The 23403-nt window shown below is 42.9% G+C and carries 22 protein-coding genes and 2 pseudogenes; 22 read left to right on the forward strand and 2 right to left on the reverse strand.

The features are described 5' to 3' along the window. Positions 1–83: 83 nt before the first annotated feature. The 10 genes and pseudogenes from Q1B03_RS19980 (at position 84) to abc-f (ending at position 9483) form a co-directional block, all read left to right on the forward strand. Complete coding sequence (locus Q1B03_RS19980) at positions 84–290, forward strand: hypothetical protein (protein WP_299745877.1); 207 nt, start codon at positions 84–86, stop codon at positions 288–290. A gap of 48 nt (positions 291–338) precedes the next feature. Then, positions 339–984 (forward strand): annotated as a pseudogene (locus tag Q1B03_RS19985) (class I SAM-dependent methyltransferase). Between the two features lie 1046 nt (positions 985–2030). Further along, positions 2031–2432: a nucleoside 2-deoxyribosyltransferase gene (locus Q1B03_RS19990; RefSeq protein WP_299745880.1), complete on the forward strand. Its 402-nt coding sequence runs from the start codon at positions 2031–2033 to the stop codon at positions 2430–2432. A 5-nt stretch (positions 2433–2437) separates the two neighbouring features. Then, entirely contained in the window at positions 2438–3028 is a 591-nt protein-coding gene (locus tag Q1B03_RS19995) for a kinase (protein WP_299745883.1), read from the forward strand. A gap of 47 nt (positions 3029–3075) precedes the next feature. After that, complete coding sequence (locus Q1B03_RS20000) at positions 3076–3990, forward strand: DMT family transporter (RefSeq protein ID WP_299745887.1); 915 nt, start codon at positions 3076–3078, stop codon at positions 3988–3990. Positions 3991–4102: 112 nt separating this feature from the next. Beyond that, complete coding sequence (locus Q1B03_RS20005; RefSeq protein ID WP_299745891.1) at positions 4103–4285, forward strand: hypothetical protein; 183 nt, start codon at positions 4103–4105, stop codon at positions 4283–4285. 335 nt (positions 4286–4620) lie between these two features. Further along, entirely contained in the window at positions 4621–5400 is a 780-nt protein-coding gene (locus Q1B03_RS20010) for an SDR family oxidoreductase (protein ID WP_299745894.1), read from the forward strand. Positions 5401–5530: 130 nt separating this feature from the next. Next, positions 5531–6100, forward strand: a complete 570-nt coding sequence (locus Q1B03_RS20015) for a TetR/AcrR family transcriptional regulator (RefSeq protein WP_299745897.1) — start codon at positions 5531–5533, stop codon at positions 6098–6100. Positions 6101–6149: 49 nt separating this feature from the next. Beyond that, complete coding sequence (locus Q1B03_RS20020) at positions 6150–7082, forward strand: NAD(P)H-binding protein (RefSeq protein WP_299745900.1); 933 nt, start codon at positions 6150–6152, stop codon at positions 7080–7082. 487 nt (positions 7083–7569) lie between these two features. Further along, positions 7570–9483 carry a ribosomal protection-like ABC-F family protein gene (abc-f, locus tag Q1B03_RS20025; RefSeq protein WP_299745903.1) on the forward strand — a complete coding sequence of 638 codons (1914 nt, stop codon included), beginning with the start codon at positions 7570–7572 and terminating at the stop codon, positions 9481–9483. Between the two features lie 57 nt (positions 9484–9540). Here the strand turns inward: abc-f and Q1B03_RS20030 are convergent, their stop codons facing one another. Continuing rightward, positions 9541–10380, reverse strand: coding sequence for a LysR family transcriptional regulator (locus Q1B03_RS20030; RefSeq protein WP_299745906.1), 840 nt, complete (start codon positions 10378–10380; stop codon positions 9541–9543). A 103-nt stretch (positions 10381–10483) separates the two neighbouring features. On the opposite strand from Q1B03_RS20030, the gene Q1B03_RS20035 reads away from it, so the two are divergent. The 5 genes from Q1B03_RS20035 to Q1B03_RS20055 all read left to right on the forward strand — a co-directional run bounded on the left by Q1B03_RS20035 (position 10484) and on the right by Q1B03_RS20055 (position 16595). Further along, a complete protein-coding gene (locus tag Q1B03_RS20035; protein WP_299745909.1) occupies positions 10484–11332 on the forward strand; it encodes a sulfite exporter TauE/SafE family protein in 849 nt (282 codons plus the stop codon). A gap of 622 nt (positions 11333–11954) precedes the next feature. After that, a complete protein-coding gene (locus Q1B03_RS20040; protein WP_299745912.1) occupies positions 11955–13244 on the forward strand; it encodes a M20 family metallo-hydrolase in 1290 nt (429 codons plus the stop codon). Positions 13245–13297: 53 nt separating this feature from the next. Further along, complete coding sequence (locus tag Q1B03_RS20045; protein WP_299745915.1) at positions 13298–14908, forward strand: amidohydrolase; 1611 nt, start codon at positions 13298–13300, stop codon at positions 14906–14908. After that, complete coding sequence (locus Q1B03_RS20050; protein ID WP_299745918.1) at positions 14905–15126, forward strand: DUF3311 domain-containing protein; 222 nt, start codon at positions 14905–14907, stop codon at positions 15124–15126. The genes Q1B03_RS20045 and Q1B03_RS20050 overlap by 4 nt, the downstream gene beginning before the upstream one ends. Beyond that, positions 15126–16595 carry a sodium:solute symporter gene (locus Q1B03_RS20055; protein ID WP_299745920.1) on the forward strand — a complete coding sequence of 490 codons (1470 nt, stop codon included), beginning with the start codon at positions 15126–15128 and terminating at the stop codon, positions 16593–16595. The genes Q1B03_RS20050 and Q1B03_RS20055 overlap by 1 nt, the downstream gene beginning before the upstream one ends. Positions 16596–16843: 248 nt before the next feature. Here Q1B03_RS20055 and Q1B03_RS20060 read toward each other — a convergent pair. Continuing rightward, positions 16844–16948: pseudogene (locus Q1B03_RS20060) on the reverse strand (glycoside hydrolase family 3 N-terminal domain-containing protein); the annotation flags it as partial. Between the two features lie 70 nt (positions 16949–17018). On the opposite strand from Q1B03_RS20060, the gene Q1B03_RS20065 reads away from it, so the two are divergent. From Q1B03_RS20065 to Q1B03_RS20095, 7 genes are all read left to right on the forward strand, one after another. After that, positions 17019–18308 (forward strand): spore germination protein, encoded by a 1290-nt coding sequence (locus Q1B03_RS20065; protein ID WP_299745923.1) that lies wholly within the window; start codon positions 17019–17021, stop codon positions 18306–18308. Next, a complete protein-coding gene (locus Q1B03_RS20070; protein ID WP_299745926.1) occupies positions 18301–19374 on the forward strand; it encodes a GerAB/ArcD/ProY family transporter in 1074 nt (357 codons plus the stop codon). Before Q1B03_RS20065 ends, Q1B03_RS20070 begins: the two co-directional genes overlap by 8 nt. After that, positions 19371–20438 (forward strand): Ger(x)C family spore germination protein, encoded by a 1068-nt coding sequence (locus Q1B03_RS20075; RefSeq protein WP_299745929.1) that lies wholly within the window; start codon positions 19371–19373, stop codon positions 20436–20438. Before Q1B03_RS20070 ends, Q1B03_RS20075 begins: the two co-directional genes overlap by 4 nt. Positions 20439–20511: 73 nt before the next feature. Beyond that, positions 20512–20958: a hypothetical protein gene (locus tag Q1B03_RS20080; RefSeq protein WP_299745932.1), complete on the forward strand. Its 447-nt coding sequence runs from the start codon at positions 20512–20514 to the stop codon at positions 20956–20958. Positions 20959–21400: 442 nt separating this feature from the next. Further along, complete coding sequence (locus tag Q1B03_RS20085) at positions 21401–22234, forward strand: STAS domain-containing protein (RefSeq protein WP_299745935.1); 834 nt, start codon at positions 21401–21403, stop codon at positions 22232–22234. A 494-nt stretch (positions 22235–22728) separates the two neighbouring features. Then, positions 22729–22932, forward strand: coding sequence for a hypothetical protein (locus Q1B03_RS20090; RefSeq protein WP_299745938.1), 204 nt, complete (start codon positions 22729–22731; stop codon positions 22930–22932). 121 nt (positions 22933–23053) lie between these two features. After that, a complete protein-coding gene (locus tag Q1B03_RS20095; RefSeq protein ID WP_299745941.1) occupies positions 23054–23386 on the forward strand; it encodes a hypothetical protein in 333 nt (110 codons plus the stop codon). Positions 23387–23403 lie beyond the last annotated feature (17 nt).

A 23403-nucleotide genomic window follows, 5' to 3' on the forward strand; every position in this document is an offset into this window, starting at 1 on the left:
ATTTTTTGAAATAATTGGTAATAAAAGATAAGAGATTAATAGAATCATTTAGTGGCGTCATTTTAAGAATAGGAGGGTTGCAAATGAAACAAAATTTAACCTTGGCCTGGATTGCTTCATGGTTCGCCCTTGTGGGACAGCTGATGTTTTTCATCGGAGTGTCGCTTTTTACAGGAGACTGGCGTTATGTTATGTGGAGTTTCATGGTGAGTATGGCGGTGGGGGTTCCGAGTATGATTCGTACAAGGCACGAACAGAAAAAAAGCAAACCAAGTAAGCTTGGATCATAATACGTATTCCTCTGACCAAGATAGACAATAAAATCAAAAGGTGCAGTAATGAACAATCGTTGGAATGAACGAATGTATAAATATTGGTCTCCAGTATACGATAGGTTTTTTAATTCGGGTGAATTTCTTAAAGCACGGAAAAAGATTTTTTGAAGAAGTGCAGTTTAACGAATATCAAAAGATATTATTTGTGGGTGTAGGTACAGGGGCCGATTTGGAGCTGATTAACCATAAGGTACTAAACATTACAGCAGTTGATTATTCTAATGAAATGCTTGAAAAAGCCAGAAAAAAGTTCCCGGATTCCTCGATTCAATTCTTAAAAATGGATGCACAGAATATGAGTTTTGAAGATCATCCATTCGACGTAGTGATTGGAAGCCTTGTTCTATCTGTCGTACCTGATGCAGATCAGTGTCTCAAGGAAATGATCAGGGTTTTGAAGCAGGATGGTGAGATCATCATCTTCGATAAGTTTTCACCCAAAGGAAGAGCACTTCCGATTTATCAAAAGGTGATCAGGCCGATTATAAGATTATTAGGCACGGATATCGGGTTGAACTTTGAGTTCCTGTATGAAAAGTATAAAGGGACATTATCTGTGAAAGAGGACATACCACTAATGTTTAATGGTATGTATAGAAAGATTGTGCTAAAAAAACGCTTGAAGGCATATCTAGATAAAAACTATTAAAAAGGGTCTCCTTAAAGTCAGCTTTTACTGATTATTTGGAGACCTTTTTATTTAGTAATTTATTCTTTGGGGGCTCCTTCAAAAACGGAAAAGTTCATTTTGCCAGACCTCTTTAATTTAAAAATCTTTATCTTTTCTTGATTTTCTTCTAAAGAAAAGAATAGTGGCTACAATAAGAATCAAAATGATGGTCATAGGTATAATGACAAATAACGCAGTACCGGTATCACCGATTATTGGAATCACTCCTCTCAAGTGTTTAAACATACTTCTCTATTCCCGATTACTATTTTGATAAAACTTTATGGAACACATTACAAAGAGCCCGAGAAGATTAGGGGAATCATCTTTTTTAACGGCTCTTTTCGTAAAGTGTGTTGCTATTGTAGAGAAGAGTGTACTAGTTGATTTCCGCTCCAGGATGCTCGCTTAGCCTCCGGGGTCTCACCTGTCCAGCTTCGGCGGCTAGCCCCTCGAGGTCATAAGCTAAATGGTCCATGAAGGCAAAGTACGCCTTCCCGGCCCATTCATCTTATGCTTGTCGGGGCTGAGCAAGCCGCCTCCGCTTTTCGGACTGTCCAGCTATTCCCGCAGGAGTCGAGCATCCTGCAGCGAGAATCAACTTTCTAAGCATGTATCCTTAATCGAAAACAATTAAAACAAGCTTTTTAGCAAACAACCTTATTCAAGGGTAGAGATTGATTTGCCTTTTTTGAAAAAGAATTTTTTTCTAGTTACATGGTATTATTGAGTATGTTGAAGCACTGTCACAGAAATTCTGTTAAAGATGGTGAGGGGAACTGCGTAGACTCCGGCGGATTTTGGGCGTGCCGAGACCCCGTTCGGCTAAGCTGAGGAGGCTCGGCCGAACGCTAGCTGCAAGCGGAGCAGTTCCCCTCACCATCCAGCACACACTAATTGACAGAGCCTTAACAGAGCTTATGTTAAAAAGCAACAATCTTTGCGAAAAGAGCGTTTTTAATAGAAGATTGATCTTTAGAATATTATGGTAAAATCAAGTTATGAATATAAGAAAGGAGACCGACATGAAGTTTTATGTTGCATCAAGCTTTCAAAATATCGATCAAGTACGAGACGTCTGTGAACGTTTGAAAAGAATAGGGTATACCCATACATATGATTGGACTCAAAATAGCAGGGCTTCCACAGTTGAAGAGTTAAGAAGGATCGGTGAAAAAGAAAAGCAGGCCATCATCGAATCCGATGTGATCCTTGTGTTGTTGCCTGGGGGAAAAGGGAGTCATGTTGAACTGGGAATAGCTCTTGGGCTGAATAAAAGAGTAATTTTATATTCTCCTAACAATGAAATAAGTGACTTTGCACAGACAACGACTTTTTATCATTTGTCAGAGGTTGAAGTATGTACGGGAAGCGTGGATGAACTATTAGAGTATGCAACTACAGCGAAAAGTCATTTTAAAGGGTGAGAATATTGGAAAACCACGATGATTTAAGGGGAATCATTTCGGCCATTCCATCTCAGGGCAGAACCATTTTAGGAATAGACGGCCTAAGCCGATCCGGAAAAACAACTTTCGTGGAACAACTTAATGAAATCCTGAAAAAAGAAGGGATTGCCTATCATATCTTCCACATCGATGACCACATCGTGGAACGCAATCAACGGTATCATACTGGATTCGAAGAATGGTATGAATATTTCCATTTACAATGGGACGTTCAGTGGTTAAGAGAAAACTTCTTTGAAAAACTGACGCATGACAAGCAACTCAACCTTCCATTTTACGACTCTCACATGGATAACCACGATTGGAAAACGGTTACGCTTCCTAAAACAGGACTCATCATTGTGGAGGGTGTTTTCCTCCAGAGGAAGGAATGGAAAGGCTTTTATCACCACATCATTTTCCTGGATTGCCCCCGGGAAAAGAGATTTATGCGGGAAGCTGAAACGACTAAACAGAATCGGGAAAAATTTGAAAAGAGATATTGGAAGGCGGAGGACTATTATATGGATACCTTTTGTCCGTTGGATAGTGCTGATATTGTTTTGAAGACTTGAAGTTTAGTTGTATAGTATAGTAAACAACCAATTTGGAGGCATAAGGATTGAAATCATCATTCATGACATACACAACATTATTCCTGGCCGTATTTGCTCTATCCACTTCAGCCATCTTTGTCAAATTGGCAGATGCTCCTGCCACGATCACTGCATTCTACCGCATGCTTTTTGCAGCACTCCTTCTGCTGCCATTCTTAGTATCAAGTAAATCGAACCGGAAAGAATTATCTACCCTTACCAAGAAACAGTGGGGACTCGGGTTATTGTCAGGAGTCTTTCTGGCGACGCATTATGTCTTATGGTTCGAATCCTTACACTATACCTCAGTGGCAAGTTCGACGGTAATCGTCACATTGCAGCCGCTCTTTGCCATGGTGGGAGGCTATTTTCTATTTAAAGAGCGATACCGCTTGGGAGCCCTGATCGGCTGTCTGGTTGCGATCGTCGGAAGCTTCGTGATTGCGTGGCAGGATTTTCAAATCAGTGGAGAAGCATTATTCGGCGACATCCTTGCCTTTATTGCAGCGGGGGTCATCACAGCCTATTTCTTTGTCGGCCAGCATATCCGTAAAAAGCTGTCCCTCATTCCGTATACGATCATCGGGTATGCCAGCAGTTCACTGTTCTTATGGATCTTTGCATTGACACAGGACGTTTCTTTCAAGGATTATTCCTCACAGACATGGTGGTACTTCCTTCTATTAGCCTTGGTTTCAACGATCTTTGGACAAACAGTGTTTAATTGGCTGTTGAAATGGCTGAGCACAACCGTGATTTCTATGGGGATCCTCGGGGAAACGATTGGAACCTGCTTACTCGCTTATTTCATTTTGGGAGAAGTGATCTCACTGCAACAAGGTATCGGAATCGCTCTGATCCTGATCGGCCTGGCCTTGTTTTTGCTGCTTCAGCGACAAAACGTTAAGATTGCAGATGATAAACGAAAGCAACTGGATTGATTGGCGAAAGCTGATACCCTTTATCCCAACACGTTCTATAACATCATGTTTGTCCTACTCCAGGGCATGATTGTGATTAAGAGCTCATATGGTTTAGAAGGGGGTATGTATAATGTGGTGGTTTGTGATCATGATTTCGGGTGTTTTATTATTCGCTTTACTAATCGATCTCAAGCGAAAGAAAAGAAGAAACGACCGGCATGTACAGGGGATTCATCCTTCTACCAAACCTGGTGAAGACCAGAATTACACCATGGGAGGCGGTCATGACTCGGGGAACGGCACAGGACAGTGATGATGGGCAAGGGACCTGTCCCTCCGTCCCGATAACCATAGATTGTCTATTGAAAAAAAATCCATTATCCTTCTGATTGAGAGATGTAGACGAAAGGGGATTTGAATCGGACATGTGGACAATCCTGTAATGATGAACGAGATCAATAGACTATGAACCTATCATTTTGACGGGAGAAGTGTGTCTGTTTGACCATCATATACAAGGAGCGCCTGGTGTGATTGAATACCCGACACCTAGAGTGGATACCTTTGTATCTGCTTTTTTTTGTGCCGGGATATATACATCTCTTAGTGACACCTTATAGCTTCCTTTAAAAATAGGAGGAATATGAAATGACCAATCTAAAAGGAAAAGTAGCGATCGTGACAGGAGCAAGTCGTTCAAAAGGAATAGGGGCAGCGACTTGCCGAACACTTGCCAGCGCCGGGGCTGATATCTTTTTTACCCATTGGAGCGCGTTTGATGAGGCTAGTGGAAATGGAGTAGAGAATGAGTTTCCGGAAACCTTTTGTGAAGAATTAAAGCAAATGGGCGTACGTGCCTTTCATATGGAAGTTGACCTGAGTGATAAAGCATCACCGCTTCGAATAATGGATCGAGTGGAAGAGACACTGGGAACACCATGTATTCTAGTAAACAATGCGACATTCGAATCACCTGCCGATTTTCGGACGTTGAATAGAGACATTCTGGATAAGCATTACCATGTGAACAACAGCGGGACGCTCATGCTGACCATGGAGTTTGCGAGGCGATATGAAATAGCCTTTCCTGAAAGAAAGGACGGGCGGATCATCCATATGGTGTCTAAGGGTCCGGATCCCAACAACCTGGCCTATATCGCAACAAAAGGTATGTTGATTGCCATCACTGAGCCATTATCCGTTGGCCTCGCGCCAATCGGTATCACCGTTAATTCGATTGATCCAGGTCCGACTGATTCAGGGTGGATCAATGAAGAGTTAAGGGAACACTTACTACCAATGTTTCCAATGGGACGATTAGGTGAACCTGAGGATGCAGCGAAGTTGATACGATTTCTAGCCAGTGATGATTCCGGATGGATCACCGGGCAGCTGATAAAATCAGAGGGTGGATTTTTGGGTAAGTAGATAAGAGGGACGGACCTCCAGCTTAGAGGAGGTTTGCCTCTCTTTTTTTGGTAAAAAATCCCTTGACATTACCATCGTAAGCGAAGTACTATTTAATTAAACACTGGTCAATAAAAAGGATGAGAAATGTATGTCACCCAGAAAAGCAGTAGCACAGGAGCTCACGAAGGAAATGGTAATGGCAGCGGCACGGGAGCTTTTTCGGAAGAAGGGTTATCAGCAGGTGTCCATGAGGCAGATTGCGTCCCAGCTTGGATACAGTCACGGCTCCCTCTACTACCATTTCAAGAATAAAGCAGAATTGTTCTATGCCATGATCGAAACCGATTTTAAACTGTTGGATCAATGGCTGGGTGATGTGATGGGTCAAGAAATGGATAACGAAGGGAAATTGAGGGGGATTCTTCTCGCATTCATTCGATTCGGCCTGAGTCATAAAAGCCAGTATGAAATGATGTTCCTGCTTGCGGATGAGGAAGTCAAAAGCTGCGTGAACAAAGGACCGAACGAATCATATGAAAAATTCGCTAAAGCCCTTATTCATCTAAGCGACCAAGAGATCACCATCCAACAGACGTGGTCGATTTTCCTGGCACTACACGGGTTTGTCAGTCATTACTGCCGTTGTGATGAAACCTATGAAGAAGTTGAGAACCTGGCACACTTGCACGTGAATTTTATCCTGAAATCAATAGGATAAAATTTTTTGGATGTATTTGACCAGCGGTTAATTAAAAGGGGGACTTTTTATGAAAAAGGCAACGGTGGTAGGGGCTTCTGGAGGGATGGGGTATGCACTTGTGCTGGAATTGGTCAGCAGGGGTTTAGAAGTCGTAGCATTTGCAAGAGGGAAAGAAAAGTTGTCCAGATTATTTGGAGGTTTGAAGGCTGTGACCATCGAGACTGGGGATGCGGAAAATAAAGACCAGCTTATTCATGCTGCAAAGGACAGTGACATCATCTTTCATGCCATAAACCTCCCTTATGATGAATGGAAACATAAATTAAGTACGATTACGGGAAACATCATTTTTGCAGCGGAACAAAACAGCGCCAGGTTGGCAGTTGTAGACAATATCTACGCCTACGGAAGAAGTGGCGGTACAATGCTGACCGAAGATAGAGAAAAACACCCTCATACACGAAAAGGCAAACTGCGCTTAGAATTGAATCATATGATCAAGCAATCTTCTGTTCCGTCGCTCATCTGCCATTTTCCGGACTTTTATGGACCGAATGCCACCAACACATACATCCATTTCACATTAGAACAGATTTTGAAAAAGAAAAAAGCGGGGTTTGTCGGTCCGAAGGATGTTGTGCGTGAATTCATATTTACTAAGGATGGGGCTAAAGCGATGGTCGACTTGTCCAGTCAGGACGAAGCATACGGACACAATTGGAATATACCTTCCACCGCACCGATAACTGGGAACGAAGTAGAGCAGATTCTAAAAAAGCAGCTCGGTGAAGAGAAGGGGCTTTACTACATCTCAAAATCGATGTTTGCCGTATACTCCCTTTTTGCAGGGAAGGGAATGCGTGAGGCGTTGGAGATGCAGTATATTAACTCGGAACCTACTATTCTATCTGGAGAAAAGATCGATGGATTTATGGGTAAGCGGCAGCACACATCCTATGAACAGGGGATAGCTGAAACCATTGCATTTATGAGGGGTTAATGGGACAAGGGACATGTCCCTCCGTCCTGCCTATTTACAAAATTATGAAAAAGTGAGATAATAAAGAAAATTCCGGGGGAGGGAAAGTAAGTTTATGGAACCAACTAATTGCTAATTAATTTATTTTTAAATTAATACGGATTTTGTAATGAGCGTGAAAGTGCCTATAGAGATAGGTTTATTTGTTATGCTCTTTATGGAGTCAGGGCAATTGGAAGGTAACTTACTTTACTGATATCGGGATGATGATTGATCATAAAGCGTCCAGCAGCGTCTGGATTGTATTAGGCATTGGAATGCGCTTTTTTAGTATGCGCATGATGCTTATACTGCTTTGCGAAAAATCATATACATTGATGATACTGGACCGTAAGAAGAGACCCTCTTCTTACGGTCTTTTTTATTTCACAATTGAATAGGAGTAAAGGTCTTCTTGACCCGTCCATAAACAGCGTAACTTCAATTATGGATGAAAGAAGGAACGCGTATGTTGGAACTGAAATTAAATGGGATAAAAAAATATATGGAAGCGACGCTGGTCGTGGAAGATGTATCGCTGGAAGTATATGAAGGGGATAAGGTCGGAATCGTCGGGGCAAATGGAAGCGGTAAGAGCACAATCTTGAAGCTGATTGCAGGCATCGAGCCGATGAATTACTATCCTGGTTACCCCCAGACATCGAGTCATGGGTATGACGAAGGCCTCATTCATATGTCGAGGGGAGCGACCACTGCCTATCTTGAACAATCGCCTGTGTACCCAACAGGGGTGAAAGTCAGTGATGTCCTTAATCTGGCCTTTGAAGAGATTGACAGAGTCGAGAAACAGATGCGTGAACTGGAAGAGCAGATGACCTTATTACAGGAGGATGAGCTCCAGCGGACACTTACTAAATACAGTGAGCTCACTCAGCTGTTTGAAGTAAAGGGGGGGTATGAACGAGAGGAAAAAATGAGCAGGGTTTGTACAGGGCTGCAGCTTACGGAGAGCTTCTTGGAAAGGGAATTCGACTTATTGAGCGGAGGGGAGAAGACAACGGTCATTCTTGGAAAGCTCCTGATTCACGAGCCGGATATCCTGCTTCTAGATGAGCCGACCAATCATCTTGATATGGAATCCATCGAATGGCTGGAGAGCTATTTGAAGAGCTACAAAGGGATGGTCATCATCGTGTCCCATGACCGCTACTTCCTGGATAACGTGGTCACAAAGATTGTGGAAATAGAGGATATGAGATCGACTTCTTATAAAGGCAATTATTCTTCTTTCATTGATCAAAAGGAAGAGAATATGCGCATTCAATACGAGCATTTCAGAGAACAGCAAAAGAAGATCCATCGCATGGAAAAGACCGTGTTGAGTCTGCGTGACTGGGCCATGAGGGCTGATAATACCAAGTTCTTTAAGAGGGCTTCAAGCGTCCAAAAGAAGCTGGATAAGATGGATCGCATCGATAAGCCAGTATTTGAACGAAGGAATATGAAGCTTGATGTGAGAGCTGCAGAACGATCAGGAAAAGAAACCATCAAGGCAGTGGGGCTTTCTAAACGCTTTGGGGATAAGATCATCTTTAACAACACAGATGTCATGATTCACTTTGGTGAACGAGTAGGCATGCTGGGTCCGAATGGAAGCGGGAAAACCACATTCTTAAAAATGCTTGTAGGGGAAGTGCGGCCGGATGAAGGCGTGTTAGAGTTTGGTGCAAATGTAAAGGCAGCCTATTTACCACAAAACATTGCTTTTAATAATGAGGAAGTCACGGTGCTCGACTGCTTCAGGGAGGATATCTCCATACTTGAAGGAAAAGCTCGGGAATTCCTGGCGAAGTTCATGTTTTACAAAGGCAGTGTCTTCAAGAAAGTAAAGCATCTCTCAGGTGGGGAAAGAATCAGGTTAAAGCTTGCCATGCTGTTATTCCAGGATATCAATTTACTGATACTCGATGAACCGACCAATCATCTGGATATTGATACAATCGAAACCCTTGAGGAAGCTCTCGAAGACTTCAGTGGTACGATTTTCTTCATTTCCCACGATCGCTATTTTATCAATCGGATGGCGGAGAGAATCATTGCTGTGGAGGATTATTCTTTGAAGAGCTATCATGGGAATTATGATGAGTATAAACGTGAAAAAGAGAAGGAGGAGAGGAAAGAGTCGATTGATGTAAGGGTTGAGAAACCAGTACAAAAACCTGAAAGAATAAATGAGGAAATAATACAGGCAAAAGTTTTAAAGAGAATTGAAAGACTGGAAAACATGATAAGAGAAATTGATCTAGCCATGGAGACAGGTCATATTGAATACAATGAACTGAATCAACTGTATGGAAGAAAGCTGGACGCCGTTAAAGAATTGGATGCTGAGATGGAACTGTGGCTGCGATCTAGCGATTGATATTTTAGAGGGACGGACCTTTGCTTCGTGTGGAAGCTGAGGTCCGTCCCTATCTGCTTATGAAGAACTTCCGAGCAACTCTACCAACTCTCTCACAATTGATCCCGCTTCTCCATCTTCAGGGTACACTGAATAAAATGGTCGGTTGATGACGTAAGGGTCAAGGGATACGAGCATTCCTTGGAGCACCTCTTCTTTTACCAAGGAGCTTGATAGAAATGCAATGCCGAGACCCCTTACTGCGAGTTGCTTGATTAAGTAATGACTACTGGCTTCAAGAATTTCTGTCGGTACGATTCGTTCGGATCTCAGAAAATCATCCGCATACTCTCTCGTCCCTGATCCGATTTCCCTGAGGATGAGGGGGGAAGAATGTAAATTCATGCGGCTGCTGGCGAAGAAACGCAGTTCGTCATGGCTGATGACTTCCAGGTGAAAAGGCTCGAGTCCCCGTGTTCCTTCCACAAGGGCGAGGTCGAGTTCTTTGTGATTCAGTGCCTCCACAATGGTTTCATGATTGTGGGTCATCAGTTGAAGCCGGATGTGTGGATAGAGGATCTTGATCTTTTTGACAAAATCGGGAAGAAGAACGTCACTGACGGTGTGAGTGGCCCCGATCCTTAATTGGATTTCTTCAGTCTTTTGTGTGACCTGTTCCATCGTCCTCCAAAGCTCCAACATCTTCTTTCCTTTTTCAAACACGTGAAGTCCCTCAGGTGTTAATTGAAAAGCCTGATTGGCAGAAGAACGGTAGATGAGTTCAATTCCTAAGGATTGTTCCAATTTCTTGATGTGAACACTGACGGTCGGTTGAGACAAGTTCAGGAATTCACTTGTTTTGGTGAAATGTTGAAGCTGAGCGAGAGTGACGAAGGTTCGAATCCATTCCAGTTGCATAGAACCCCTCCATTACAAAACGTAATCGTCTACATTATTATTATTCATTTCTATTATATCTTAAGGAAAGGTATAATGTGAGACGAAGGAAGTGAACAACAAGATGGAATGGTTATTATTTATCATAGGCGGAGCAGTCATCGGCATCATTTCTGGTTTTTTTGGTATAGGCGGCGGGATAGTTCTCACACCAACCTTACTTGTACTTGGCTATGAACCAAGCCAGGCGATCGTTCTCTCCTTAATGCTGACATTGGGATCGACTGCGACGGGGACAGTGTCACACATTCAATTAAAAAATGTAAATATGAAATTAGCGGTTGTCCTCGGGGGATTCGGAGTGATCGGATCAGTCATCACCGTACCATTTGTGAAGTGGCTCGATTCGATGAATGGAGCTTCCACGGTTATCTCCATTGTCTATATTGGGATATTAAGCTGGTTTTCTTACCAGTTTTTAACTAAACGAAGAAAGGAAGCGCAAGCGAAAGGAGTATCTGCAACTCCCTTTATCGGTATCTTCACCGGTATCATCTCTTCACTTATGGGGGTCAGCGGTGGATTTGTCATGACTCCGCTCCTCTCGAAATGGCTGAAGCTTGATCTCACCAAATCGATTGGAACCAGCATATCGGCAGCCTCGATCATCGTATTATCAGGGATCGGCTCGTACATGTATGCGGGGGAAGCACTCGATTACCGTCATGGAATCATGCTGATCATCGGAACCTTGATCGGAACCCCGATCGGCTCCATCCAGCTGAAACGATTCTCAGACGTTACCGTCAAAAAGATGCTTGCAGTTTTGTACATGGTGGTCGCAGTAAGCGTCATTTTTAAGATGTTATCAATTTCCTCTATCTCACTCGGACTGATCCTGGCATCCGTGCTCGTATTCTTTGGGATGCTGATTTATTCGCAGCAACGAACAAAGAGAGCAGAAAATTATTGATGGTTAAAAACAGAAAGTCGGTTGAGCACGCCAAGCGGTTAACCACGTTTGTAGGTCTGACGATGATATGCATATCGAAGTAGAGAGGTCATTCGCATAGCGAGTGGCCTCTCTATTTTTTTGCTGCGCTTAATGAAGTTTTTTTGAAATTTATGTAAATCAGCTGGATTTTTTTCGAAAACGGCCGGATTATCAACAGAAACGGCCGGATTTATCAGGATTTCGGCTGGATTTTCGTGAAAAACGGCCGGATTTATACTCATTTCGGCCGGATTATCTTCATCATGGCAAGTAATTGGCAAGCAGGACAGGGAACTTGTCCTAATAAATGTATCTGTTCTTGCGAAAACGCCTATGTAAATCTCTTCATTTTCAAAAGTCAGGCAGGATTAAGTGAAAATGTTCTAGAAACTAGTCTAAATAAGGGAGTGGAAGTCGAAAGGGGGTTGGTGTCCGATATTCATTGAATAGAAGACTCTACTAATTTTTCTGAAATTTCATTCTATTTGTCATTCTGTACGGATCACAGGATCTTTTATAGACAAAGTGTCTAATGATAAACAGGCTTTTTCAAAATAAACTAAAGTTAAGGCTATAAAATATGTAAGCAAAGGATGATTCTATGTCAATCAATCGAGAAAGATTAAAGCGTCATCTAGAGGAGTTAGCTGAAATCGGGAAGATCGGGGAGACAGGCGTTTGCCGTTTGGCCCATTCCAAGGAGGATCGCCAGGCAGTGGAAGTGGTGAAAGGCTGGATGGAGGAGGCGGGTTTGACGGCCAGGATTGACGGCTTCGGAAATTTGATTGGAAGGATAGAAGGTGCCGACAAGGATAAGCCGATCCTTATGCTGGGCTCACACATTGATTCTCAGCCATATGGCGGGAGGTTCGACGGGACTGCAGGTGCACTGGGAGCGATCGAAGTCATTCATAGTATGAAGGACAATGGAATCGTCCCGGACCGGAGCATTGAAGTGGTTTGTTTTTCCGATGAAGAGGGCTGCCGGTTTAACAAAGGAGTATTTGGAGTCCGGGCTATAGCCGGGATGCTTGAGGAAGGCGAACTGGACCGTAAAGACAAGCAGGGTGTGACGAGAAGAGAGGCGTTGAAGGAATTCGGGGTCGAGCCGGATGTAACCGCAAGTCCTGTTTACCAAAAAGGTGATATCGCAGCGTTTCTGGAGTTACATATTGAACAGGGGCCGGTCCTTGAGGAAAAGGGAAAACCAGTCGGAATTGTTTCAGGCATCTCCGGACCGATCTGGCTGACCGTTACACTAGAAGGATTCGCGGGCCATGCGGGTTCGGTGCCGATGACGATGAGGCAGGATGCCCTTGTCGGTGCGTCGGAAATCATCCGGAAATTCGATGAGCTGGTTAAAAGAGAAGGAACCGGAACCACAGTAGGAACGGTAGGCAGTATGCAGGTGTTCCCGAACTCAAGAAACATCATTGCCGAAAAGGTGGAGTTTACCGTGGACCTTCGTGATATAGATGTTGAAGCACGTACGAAACTGGAGGAAAAACTCTATCAAATCATCGAGGAGACGGCAATCAGTTACAATCTTAAATACGAGATTAAAGAAGATACCCGGAGTGAACCGAGATATTGTGCAGACTGGATCAAGGACATTATGAAGGAGGAGGATGAAAAGCTTGGACTGGATTCACCGACCTTAATGAGCGGCCCTTTCCATGATGCCTTATTCATGTCCTATATCAGTGATTACGGGATGATCTTCATACGCTGTGAAAAAGGCATCAGCCACAATCCAATGGAGTATGCCGAGATGGATGATGTGGAAAAAGGAGTTCAGCTCCTATACGCGACAGCATTGCGTGTTTGTAAGGGACATGGGGACAGGCACCTTGTCCCAAAAGACGGCTCTGCTGCTGTTCATGATAAGTAAGAGAAGGCTGGGACGAGGGACCTGTCCCTCTGTCCCATTTGGGAGGTGATCGTTTGAGAGCGACGATGCTCTTCGTAAACGGAGAAGTGGTTACTGTGAATTCTGAATTTTCCGTGAAAGAGGCGGTTGCCATTCAGGATAATAAAATAATCGCGGTCGGCACGGATGAAGAAATTCTATCATTTGCAGGTGAAGGAACGAAGATTGTGAATTTGGAGGGAAGAAGTCTCTTGCCCGGCTTTATTGATGCTCATGCCCACCTCGAACTTTATGGAACCAATAGGCTCGGGGTGAACGGCAAGGAGGCAGGAAGTATAAAAGAGCTCCTCGGGAAGTTGAAGGAGAGAGTACGATTAACTCCAAAGGGGGAATGGATCCGGGGCTGGGGTTATAACCAGAATACCCTTAAAGAGGGAAGGCACATAACTCGGTGGGATCTTGATCAGGTTTCCACCGAACACCCGATCATTGTGGTCCGGACATGCGGGCACATATCGTGCGTGAATACGAAAGCGCTGGAGCTTGCGGGTATTCATCCTGAAACAGAAGATCCGAATGGAGGGAAATATGTACGGGAAAACGGCGAATTAACCGGATTGCTGCTGGAAGCTGCCCATATGAACATGTTTCTTACAGCCAATTATTCTGAGGATGAGGTGCAGCAGGGATTGTCCCTCGCTTCCCAGGATTATTTAACAAAAGGAATTACGAGTGTCCATGATGCCGGGGGATATGGACCTGAACATATTCGGTTCCTTCAAAAAGCAGTAAGAGCAAAGAGAGTTAAGCAGAGGGTATACGCACTTTACGGTTCGCTGCATGATTCTGTAGAAATGGTGGAGAAAGGCCTGGTAAGCGGAATAGGGACAGGCCTTGGGGATGAGTGGATGAAAATCGGGCCTGCCAAAGTGTTTATCGACGGAAGCAGCAGTGGCCCTACAGCCAAGACGAGGGAGGCCTACACGAGCAATCCAAATGACTCAGGCATTTTATATTTGAACCAGCATGAATTAAACGGGTCCCTCGGAAAAGCGCATGAAGCGGGGTGGCAAATCACCGCACATGCCATCGGGGACAAAGCGGTTGAAATGATGATTGAAGCCATTCGCCATGCTCTTGACCTACACCCCCGTGAAAACCATCGTCACCGCATTGAACATTCCGGCATGACACCAGCAGACCTCATTTACCGGATAAAAGAGTTTGATATTGTTCCGATACCAAACCCAGCCTTCATTTATGAATTCGGCGACGGCTACGTGAAAGATTATGGAGAACGGGTCGACGTCATGTTCCCCTTAAAGAGCTTTTCAGAAGCGCAGATTCCTTTTGCAATCGGATCTGACAGCCCGATCACCGCCGTGGATCCGCTCCAAGGGATTTATTCAGCTGTCACTCGCATGAGTAAATCCGGTGAAGTGATAGGGACCGGACAACGAATCACCCTAGAGGAAGCGATTAAGGCCTATACATGGAACGGTGCATATGCGAGCTTTGAAGAACCCATAAAAGGCAGCATCGAAGCAGGGAAGCTCGCCGATCTGGTTGTGTTGAATGAGTCGATTTTACACTGTGAACCTGAAAGATTACGAGAGTTAAAAGTAGAGTTAACGATCCTTGATGGGAAAGGGGAATATGCAGCAAAAAAGGAGGGTGTTTTATGAGTAAAAGCGCGTTTACGAAAATCTATTGCTTGTCTCTGATTTTACCGTTTCTTCTATTGATCTTCCCCTTGTTTTCAATTGGAAACAGGGCAACCCCGATCATCATGGGGCTGCCGTTTTCGATATTCTGGGTGATTTTATGGATTATCATTACCTTTCTAATCGTTCTTATACTCTATCGGATCGATCCAGACAAAGATGAAGAGGAGGTCCATTAATGGCAGATTGGCAGATTGCAATGATCATGATGATCGGCTATCTTGTGATTGCATTAGTAGTTGGTGTGATGGCAGGAAGAGGTCATGATAAACATTCATTAGATGAGTTTACCGTTGCTGGCGGAGGTCTCGGCTTGGTTGTGATGTGGTTCCTGATGGGAGGGGCTGTGTTCAGTGCCTTTTCATTTCTCGGCGCTCCAGGGTGGGCATATTCCAAAGGAGCACCCGCACTTTATATTTTAACTTATACCGCTTTTGCGATTCTCCCATGGTACATCATCGGTCCGAAAATCGGGAAAATCGGTCGTAAATTCAATATATACACGGTTTCCGGCTTTATGAAAAAACGTTACGGAGGTAAGACGCTTCCTATCTTAATTGGGGTCATTGCGTTACTCGCCTCCATTCAATACCTAGCCACGCAGATGAAAGGGATGGCCTACATCTTCAATATCATGACTGAAGGACGTATTCCTCTTTGGCTTGGAGCCCTGCTCGCGTATGGAATCGTAGTCGTCTATGTTGCAACAGGTGGATTGCGGGCAGCGGCATGGTCTGACGTGTTCCAGGGGATCTTAATGATTGTCATCTCGTGGGTAGTCGGCCTTGCGATTGTGAATAAGCTCCACGACAGCGTGGGTGGGATGTTTACCAACCTCGTTCAGGACAACCCTGCCTTTTTTGAAATCGGGAATGAAGGGTCTACCATGTCAGGGACAGCTTATACGACCACGATTCTTGTATCTCTCATAGGGTTCTTAATGTGGCCACACCTATTTTCAAAGTCATACGCCTCCAATGCACGAACGATTAAGAAAACCGTATTGGTGTATCCGATCTTTGCCCTGTTCCTTATCCCACTATTATTTGTTGGCTTTTCGGCAGTGAATGTCGTCAATCCAGCTGACATTGGAGCACCGGATGAAATTCTTCCTTACCTGATCACCACCGTCCTTAGCCTTCCCGGCTGGGTTTACGGGCTTGTAGGTGCAGGAGCGTTAGCAGCAGCCATGTCTACGGCAGATGCCATCACCCACAGTGCTTCGCTGGAATTTACGGATGGGGTCATTAAGAATGTAAAATCGGACCTTTCTGATAAAACCACATTGCTTCTGATGAGAATCGGTGTGTTTGTTGTCGGAGGGCTTGCTTACTTTATCACCGTATTCGGGGGGCAGGGGCTCATCGCCCTATTGCTGGGAGCCTATGGTTCCATCGTTCAATTCGCACCTGGTGTATACGGAGCCCTCTATTCGAAAAGGGTGACCGGCCCGGCTGTGATCACGGGACTCGTCGTAGGTACATTTGTAAACTACTATTACCAGTTAGTCGCAGAAACCACGCCTTTCGAAATACATGCAGGTATCCTTGGATTGATCTGCAACATCGTCATTGTCATAGCTGTCAGTGCTTTCACCCAGCAAAAGAGTATCAGGATTGCTGAGGAGTATCGCAATATCGGATCCTAACAGGAACCTTGTTATTCCGGGAAAGCTGACGTGTGTTTTCTTTCCGAAAAAACTCCAACACAAAATCTTAAAAAAAGCCAAGAATGCTATTGGATCAGCATTCTTGGCTTTTTGACTTTGATTATTTTTCTGATTATACCTTATTAGACAACCATTTTTTTATCGCTGGATTCTCTTTTTAATGGACTCAATCGAATGATTAAGCTTCGTTAAGTCAACCTCTCCTGTTTGAATAACCTCCAGTTTGCCGGAAGCTCCAGGTGTGAATCTACGGAAGTATCCCCGTGGCCAGGGAAGTGCTTGATGGTTGAAAGGGTTTTCTCGGATTGACCTTTCATTGTTTGGATCCCTAGTTCCATATACATATTCACCTTAAATTTGGGGACAGTAATCAAGAGATATGTATAGAAGGAGTCTATTATAATGGATTCATATTTATTGGAGATGAAGGCATCAATAGGGGACAATGATGATTTCTTTCAGGTGCATCAAGATTTTGGTGAATCTCGCTATTTATTGTCAGGGCTTAAAAGTCTTATAGATGTACAGAAAACAATCCAGGTAATCGAAGATCGAGTCATATCAGGGACGATGGGTGAATTGCTTCATGATGGAGAGGAAGTCATCGAAGCGATTTTGGAAGGGAAGCTGATCATCTCAAGAGTTGAGGAAAATGGGCCTTTCTTCAGGATGGACCCGGTTGCAAAGGCGCTGAATCGTTCAATCGAGCCTCCTATCAATGAAAATACCCTACAAGGGCCATTGAGTTCTTTCAATGAAGACATCGATACAAATATTGGGATTATCCGCAAACAGGTCGTTTCAAAAGACTTGCAGATAAGATCCTTCTCAGGAGGGGGTGTAGAGAAAAGAACGCTTTCGGTAGTGTATCGTAAGGATAGCGCAGATGTGGATTATGTGAGCAGGGTCGTCCACCAGATCACATCAAATATGGATCAATCCCTTCATACCATACAAGATGTGACGAAGATGTTAGGATTGTCGACCCGAACCCTGATTTCTCCCTTCAACACAACAGAGGCGCCCCAAGAAGTATACAGGAGCCTGCAAAAAGGAAAACTTGTATTATTTCTGGATCGAATACCTTTTGCTCTTATTCTTCCAAGCGATTTCTGGGATATGTTCTTCCTTGAGAATGATCGGAATTTCTCTTTCCCTATCATGGTTTCAGTGAGGTTGCTCAGGATTATCGGTACATTGCTTGCCCTTGTTTTACCAGGGCTGTATGTAGCATTGGTCGCTGTCAATCCTGAGATGCTCCGTATTGAATTAGCATTATCCGTTGCTCAGACTCGTGAAGGTGTCCCTTATCCGGCATTTGTTGAGACCATTTTCATGCTTCTTATTCTTGAATTAATATTGGAGGCGAGTATTAGGCTTCCGAAAAGCATCGGTCCTACCATTACAATGGTAGGAGGGATCATTCTGGGTCAGGCCGTAGTCGAGGCGAGATTAGTAAGCAATTTACTGATTATCATCTTAGCCGCCACTACGATTGCCAACTCTACCATCATTGGATTTCAAAATTCCATCTCCATCCGAATCTTTAAATATCTTATCTTGATTCTTTCTTCGATTTTTGGGGTATTCGGCATATTGGCAGGAATATTCTTAGTTTGTGCATACTTAGCGGGGATAAGCACTTTTGGGGTGCCTTACCTCAAGATTAAAGGAGTTAGTAATAGTGGATAGAAGCTTGTATGTTGTCATTATGTACATTTTAACCCACATAGGCCTTATTCTGTTTTTGTATCCTAGTAATATCATTGAAAGCTCATCTCAAGGACATTGGATTCCGATCATTATCGGAGTCATCGTACATTTCATTATTTTATTCTTGCTTTTGACGGGGCTTGATCGTTTTCCGCAACAAGATATCATCACCATTTATCTGCGTGAGGGAAAGTTGATGACATTCATTTTTCTGTTCCCCGCTCTCCTCTATTTTTTAATGGCTAACATCATAACAGTCCGGGCGTATTCAGAAGTCGTTACCATTGTGTTTCTATCAAACACTCCCATCTGGGCGATCATGGCATTGCTGCTTATCTTATCATGTTATTTAGCTATTAAGGGAGTAGAAGCCATCTTTCGTACAGCTATACTTCTCTTCTTATTATTATTCCCGTTGGTTTGCTTCATATTGGTGGTTGCGTTTCAGAACGTGGATTGGCACTATGTATATCCCTTATGGAATGAAGATTTTTCTTTTTTGACTGACTCCTCTTACCATAGAAGCTTCTTTGCCATCGGTGGTGTATTTCTGTTTATTGGGTTTGTAAGGCCGGTCCTTCCCTATAAGAGCAAAAAAGTTTTGCTTGCTGCGGTTGCACTTATTCCCATCTTTACCATATCTGTATATATACCCGTCCTTACATTTGGCCAGGCAACAGCATCTACATTTATGTTCCCTTTCATCATGACAGTGGATGCCATCAATTTGACATGGCTTATGTTTGATCGACTCACCATGTTTTTCTTACTAAGTATAGTGATTTATATATTGTTGTTTATATCACTCGTATTATGGATGAGTGTAAAAATAATAAATAAATGTGTGCTTCCAACCATGAAATCATCTTATTTAGTAATATCGGTTTCACTCATCATTTACATCATTTGTTTGTGGATTCCAAATTGGAGTGACGTTGAACAGCTCTTTAAATGGAATACTCCCCTAAGATTTTATGTCATCTTTGGAGTTCCAATTTCAATTTGGTTTCTTGGTGTAAGAACAAGGAAGGAGAATGCAAGTTGAGGTGTAAAAAAGCGGTGATCTGGCTTTCTCTCTTATTCTTGGTTTTCATGATGAGTGGCTGTTGGGATACCAGAGATATTAATCATCGGGTGATGCCCGTTGTCTTGGGGATATCCAAGGATAGTGACCAATATAAAGTCTTTCTGCAGATTCCCCACCCTCAGCAGGATATGATACAAACGAAAGTGGTTGTTGGTGTTGGTGAAACGATTAATGAAATTGTAGATGATATCAGTGCTGACATGGAAAGCAGTGTCGATTTGCTTCACGTAAAGGTAATTGTCATCGATCGACTTCTTGCAGAAGAAGGTGTGAAGGACCTTATTTCAGGTATTATGAGGTCGAGGGATGTATCTTCAAAAGCATTGGTTGCCATTTGTAACGACGATATTGACCGATTTTTCGAAAGTATGGAGAAAAACACCTCTCCGCGCGGGACGACTCTGTTGGATTTCTTTGAAAAGAATGCCGGTTGGGACCCTCAGGTTGCTTTAACCAGAGTTTGGGAAGTTTATAGAAGTATTCACTCTTATACCCGGGACGTGGCCATCCCGATGCTCTGTCTTGGAGAGACGACGTTAGTGGACCATGTGGGGTCAGCGGTGATAAAGAACGGAAAAATGGTAGAAGAAATCAACCCTAATGAAACCCTTCTTTATAATGCATTTAAGGGAGAAAGCACTGAAGGGAAAATAGAGGTGCTCAATGAAGGAAGTGTCTTGATCTTAGGAAATACGATTGAACATACAAGTGAGGTGCGGAAAGAACCGTTCTTATATTCCAAAATAAAGTTAGATGTCATGATACTGGAAACAAAAGGAGATCCTACAGAGAAAATGATTGAAAAGGGATTGGAAAAGCTTCTGACAGATCGTTTGAATAAGATGTTCTCGAAGCTACAGAATAGTGAGGCGGATATTCTAGGACTTGGCCAATTATTCAGAAAAGAAATACCGAGGATGGACTTAAAGGAGTGGAGATCGAAGTATTATCAAAACTTGTCCACAGACTTTGTAGTTGATGTCGATATCCGGAATTCCGGGAATTTAAAGAACCCCGGTTAAGTACATAATTTTCTTATGTTTCAGCAAAATAAGGAGAAGTATTCTTTTTAACCGACAAAGGGGTTGTTTCAGCTTGATATTAGTATGGGGACTTATTCTTTTTTTAGTCATTGCACTGATGTTCGTGCCAAAGAGGTTAACACTTAGGGAAAATCTCATCATGTTTCCGTTCGTTGGTTATTTTGGTGCGTTGGCACATGTTCTGGTAGGGCTTATGTTGGATTATGTAGATTTTGGACCAACCAAAGGTGTGGAAGTTTCCGATTTTGCACTGGTGGCCTTTGCTCCCTCGTTTATTGCGCTTTTATACTTGAATATTATGAAACCGGATAAGCCATTGTTTTATGTGCTCATTTGGACAGTACTCTCGTTCTTTATAGAACTGTTGCTGAGTTTTAACGGTTATATGAAACATCTAGAGTGGAAAATATGGTACTCGCTCCCCGTTTATTTAGTGGCATTCCTTACGCTGCATTGGTTCTTTCAACATGTAGTCCGAAATGGTTCTAAGAGTTCGTAGATATTGAGGAAATGGTAAAGTAATTTACTAATTAATAAAGAGGAAAGATGGGGAAGTCTTTCTTATTGCACACATTCTTTTCTGTTTTTATTTATCCCCTACTAATCTTTTTCTGACAATGCGATTTCCGACCAGCTTTTTCATCAGGGCACATCCCTTATTTTCCCAAAGGGATAGTGTACTTTTTTATGAAAATATGCAACCTTTCAAGGTCAAATCAATCATAATTTTGGAAAAACATAGAAAATAAAATGGTCCTTGTACACCATTTGTTCAACTTTTTCTTCCCTTTCGTTCAAGGAAATAGTACATTACTCTTATAGGCATATGAATAAGTCATTTAGGGTATAGGCAACTAAGATAGTCTTATACATTCCTGCCCGTCAGGATCATGGCTTATGAACTGATCACAATATCTTGTCTTATAGAAAGTAGGTCGAATATGCAGGTAGAGGAAAAATTTTATGAATTTATGAAAGAACGTACGTGGAAACTGACGGAGAATTGGTATGAATCCCTTGATAAAAGTGATGTCTCAGGCGTTTATTCTTCAACTGATCCACAGGTCATCCTAACGTTGAAGCGCCAAAATCACGAATTTCACGAACGTTTTTGTCTCCTTTTTAAAGATATAGGGCAGGACGCACTATGTAATTTCGCTGAATGGATCGAAGAAATTGCAAAAGATGAAGAGCACTTACAAACCCCAACTCACTATATACTGAGGGAATTCTTCAGAACCCAGGATCAATATTTGGAGATTTTGAAGGAATTTGAACGCCTGTATGGCACTGATTATCCAGCGGAGAGAATCGATTCATTCAGAGAGTTGATCATTAAAACCTTTGGTCTTGTCATTTCCAAGTTTGCAGAAGAAAATTACGAGTATGCCCAAAGGCGTTTGAAGGCACAGCAGGAAATGATCAAAGAATTGAGTTCACCTGTCATCTTAATCGATAAAAAGACAGGGGTGCTGCCTCTTGTCGGTGATATCGATACAGGAAGGGCGAAGTATATCCTCGAGAATACACTGGCCGAATGCGTCGATAAAAATGTTGAGCACTTGTTTATTGATTTATCAGGTGTCATCATGGTGGACACGATGGTTGCTCATCAATTATTCCAGATAATGGAGAGTTTGAACTTGATTGGTGTGAAAAGTTCAATCTCCGGCATTCGCCCGGAAATTGCCCAAACCGCTATTCAACTTGGTATATCATTTGAAAATATTTCTGTCACTTCGACTCTTGAGCGAGCATTGAATGAGCAACGGTAGAAGCGATTTAATGAGCGGTTACTCTGTAATCGCTCGTTTCTTTTTATTCTATAAAACAAATTGTTTAAAACCATTCTATAAAGGTAATTACCACCATTATAGAGTGAATTTGGAAAAAACGCCCTTGGGGAATTCACCTAAAAGGAGGGGCAGCAATATGCAATTTGTCAAAATGATTCGATTTTCCCAAAATGGATTTACCTGTGGTACGCCTCAGTCCGACTCTAATTATAATCGGAGAGAGCCCATTTTTATCAATCGGGAGATCGACAATCTGTTTCATAAAGGTCAATCGATTTATATGTCGGAAATGATCCGACCGCGAAGTACTGATCGGCAATGGTCAGGATGTTTCTGTTATTTAGAAGAGTTCACACAGGTGGCTTCTGAAAATCGTCATATAGGCTTCCTCCCCAGGGAAAGCTTGATATGGGCTAGAAATAAGAGCCATCTTGGGGGGGGTTCCGTACTTTAGCCTCTCAGGTGAATCATGGTTGAAGAGAGTGACGGAGGATGACAACACATGGGTGAAAATGAGGGTAGAGGATGCTCTGGAACGAACCCATCTTTGGAAGAAAGAGCATGGTTCGGTTCCTGGGTGGATTACGGAATGCTTCCTGGTGGAGGAACAGGTGAAACGTCTTGTCTATCCTTCTGCTAAAGAGAGAAAGATGGAATTCTGGTTAATAAAAAATTAAGCATACAGGAAGTCATGAATGTCCCATTTTTCTGTTATACTACATAGTAGTTGATCTTAATCTAAAAAAGGTTGAAGTGTCGCGTTTTTCGTTCACTTTCTATGTAAAAGGGGAATTCACTTTGAAATTCGAAGATATTAATCCAGAATTAGTGGAATTATGCCGGACATCAGATCCGTTTCATATGGCAGAATCGGTGATCGGAGACCGATTAAGAGGATTGGATACCCTGTCGTTAAAGTCTATCGAGCGTAAAAAGGCCCTTCCTAAAGACGTGGTCAACCTCTTGATCATCTATTTCTTCTCAGAGGTAAAAGGCACGGTCTACCACAGGAATGCCCTTTCTAAGTTATATAATCATTGGGTCTCTAACGAAGTGTTTACTTTCTCTAAGGCCAAAAAGATGATCGAGCTGGACATGCATGAGCAGCTTGGTGAAATCGACCGTTCATAGATATGCATAAGGTCTGG

Origin of the sequence: uncultured Rossellomorea sp. (genome assembly GCF_947488365.1) — a bacterium.
Lineage (GTDB): Bacteria > Bacillota > Bacilli > Bacillales > Bacillaceae_B > Rossellomorea.

Coding starts and splice junctions, on each gene's coding strand:
- Q1B03_RS19980 (WP_299745877.1), top strand. CDS start 84: ATGAAACAAAATTTAACCTTGGCCTGGATTGCTTCATGGTTCGCCCTT.
- Q1B03_RS19990 (WP_299745880.1), top strand. CDS start 2,031: ATGAAGTTTTATGTTGCATCAAGCTTTCAAAATATCGATCAAGTACGA.
- Q1B03_RS20005 (WP_299745891.1), top strand. CDS start 4,103: ATGTGGTGGTTTGTGATCATGATTTCGGGTGTTTTATTATTCGCTTTA.
- Q1B03_RS20010 (WP_299745894.1), top strand. CDS start 4,621: ATGACCAATCTAAAAGGAAAAGTAGCGATCGTGACAGGAGCAAGTCGT.
- Q1B03_RS20015 (WP_299745897.1), top strand. CDS start 5,531: ATGTCACCCAGAAAAGCAGTAGCACAGGAGCTCACGAAGGAAATGGTA.
- Q1B03_RS20020 (WP_299745900.1), top strand. CDS start 6,150: ATGAAAAAGGCAACGGTGGTAGGGGCTTCTGGAGGGATGGGGTATGCA.
- abc-f (WP_299745903.1), top strand. CDS start 7,570: ATGTTGGAACTGAAATTAAATGGGATAAAAAAATATATGGAAGCGACG.
- Q1B03_RS20030 (WP_299745906.1), bottom strand. CDS start 10,380: ATGCAACTGGAATGGATTCGAACCTTCGTCACTCTCGCTCAGCTTCAA.
- Q1B03_RS20035 (WP_299745909.1), top strand. CDS start 10,484: ATGGAATGGTTATTATTTATCATAGGCGGAGCAGTCATCGGCATCATT.
- Q1B03_RS20040 (WP_299745912.1), top strand. CDS start 11,955: ATGTCAATCAATCGAGAAAGATTAAAGCGTCATCTAGAGGAGTTAGCT.
- Q1B03_RS20050 (WP_299745918.1), top strand. CDS start 14,905: ATGAGTAAAAGCGCGTTTACGAAAATCTATTGCTTGTCTCTGATTTTA.
- Q1B03_RS20055 (WP_299745920.1), top strand. CDS start 15,126: ATGGCAGATTGGCAGATTGCAATGATCATGATGATCGGCTATCTTGTG.
- Q1B03_RS20065 (WP_299745923.1), top strand. CDS start 17,019: ATGGATTCATATTTATTGGAGATGAAGGCATCAATAGGGGACAATGAT.
- Q1B03_RS20085 (WP_299745935.1), top strand. CDS start 21,401: ATGCAGGTAGAGGAAAAATTTTATGAATTTATGAAAGAACGTACGTGG.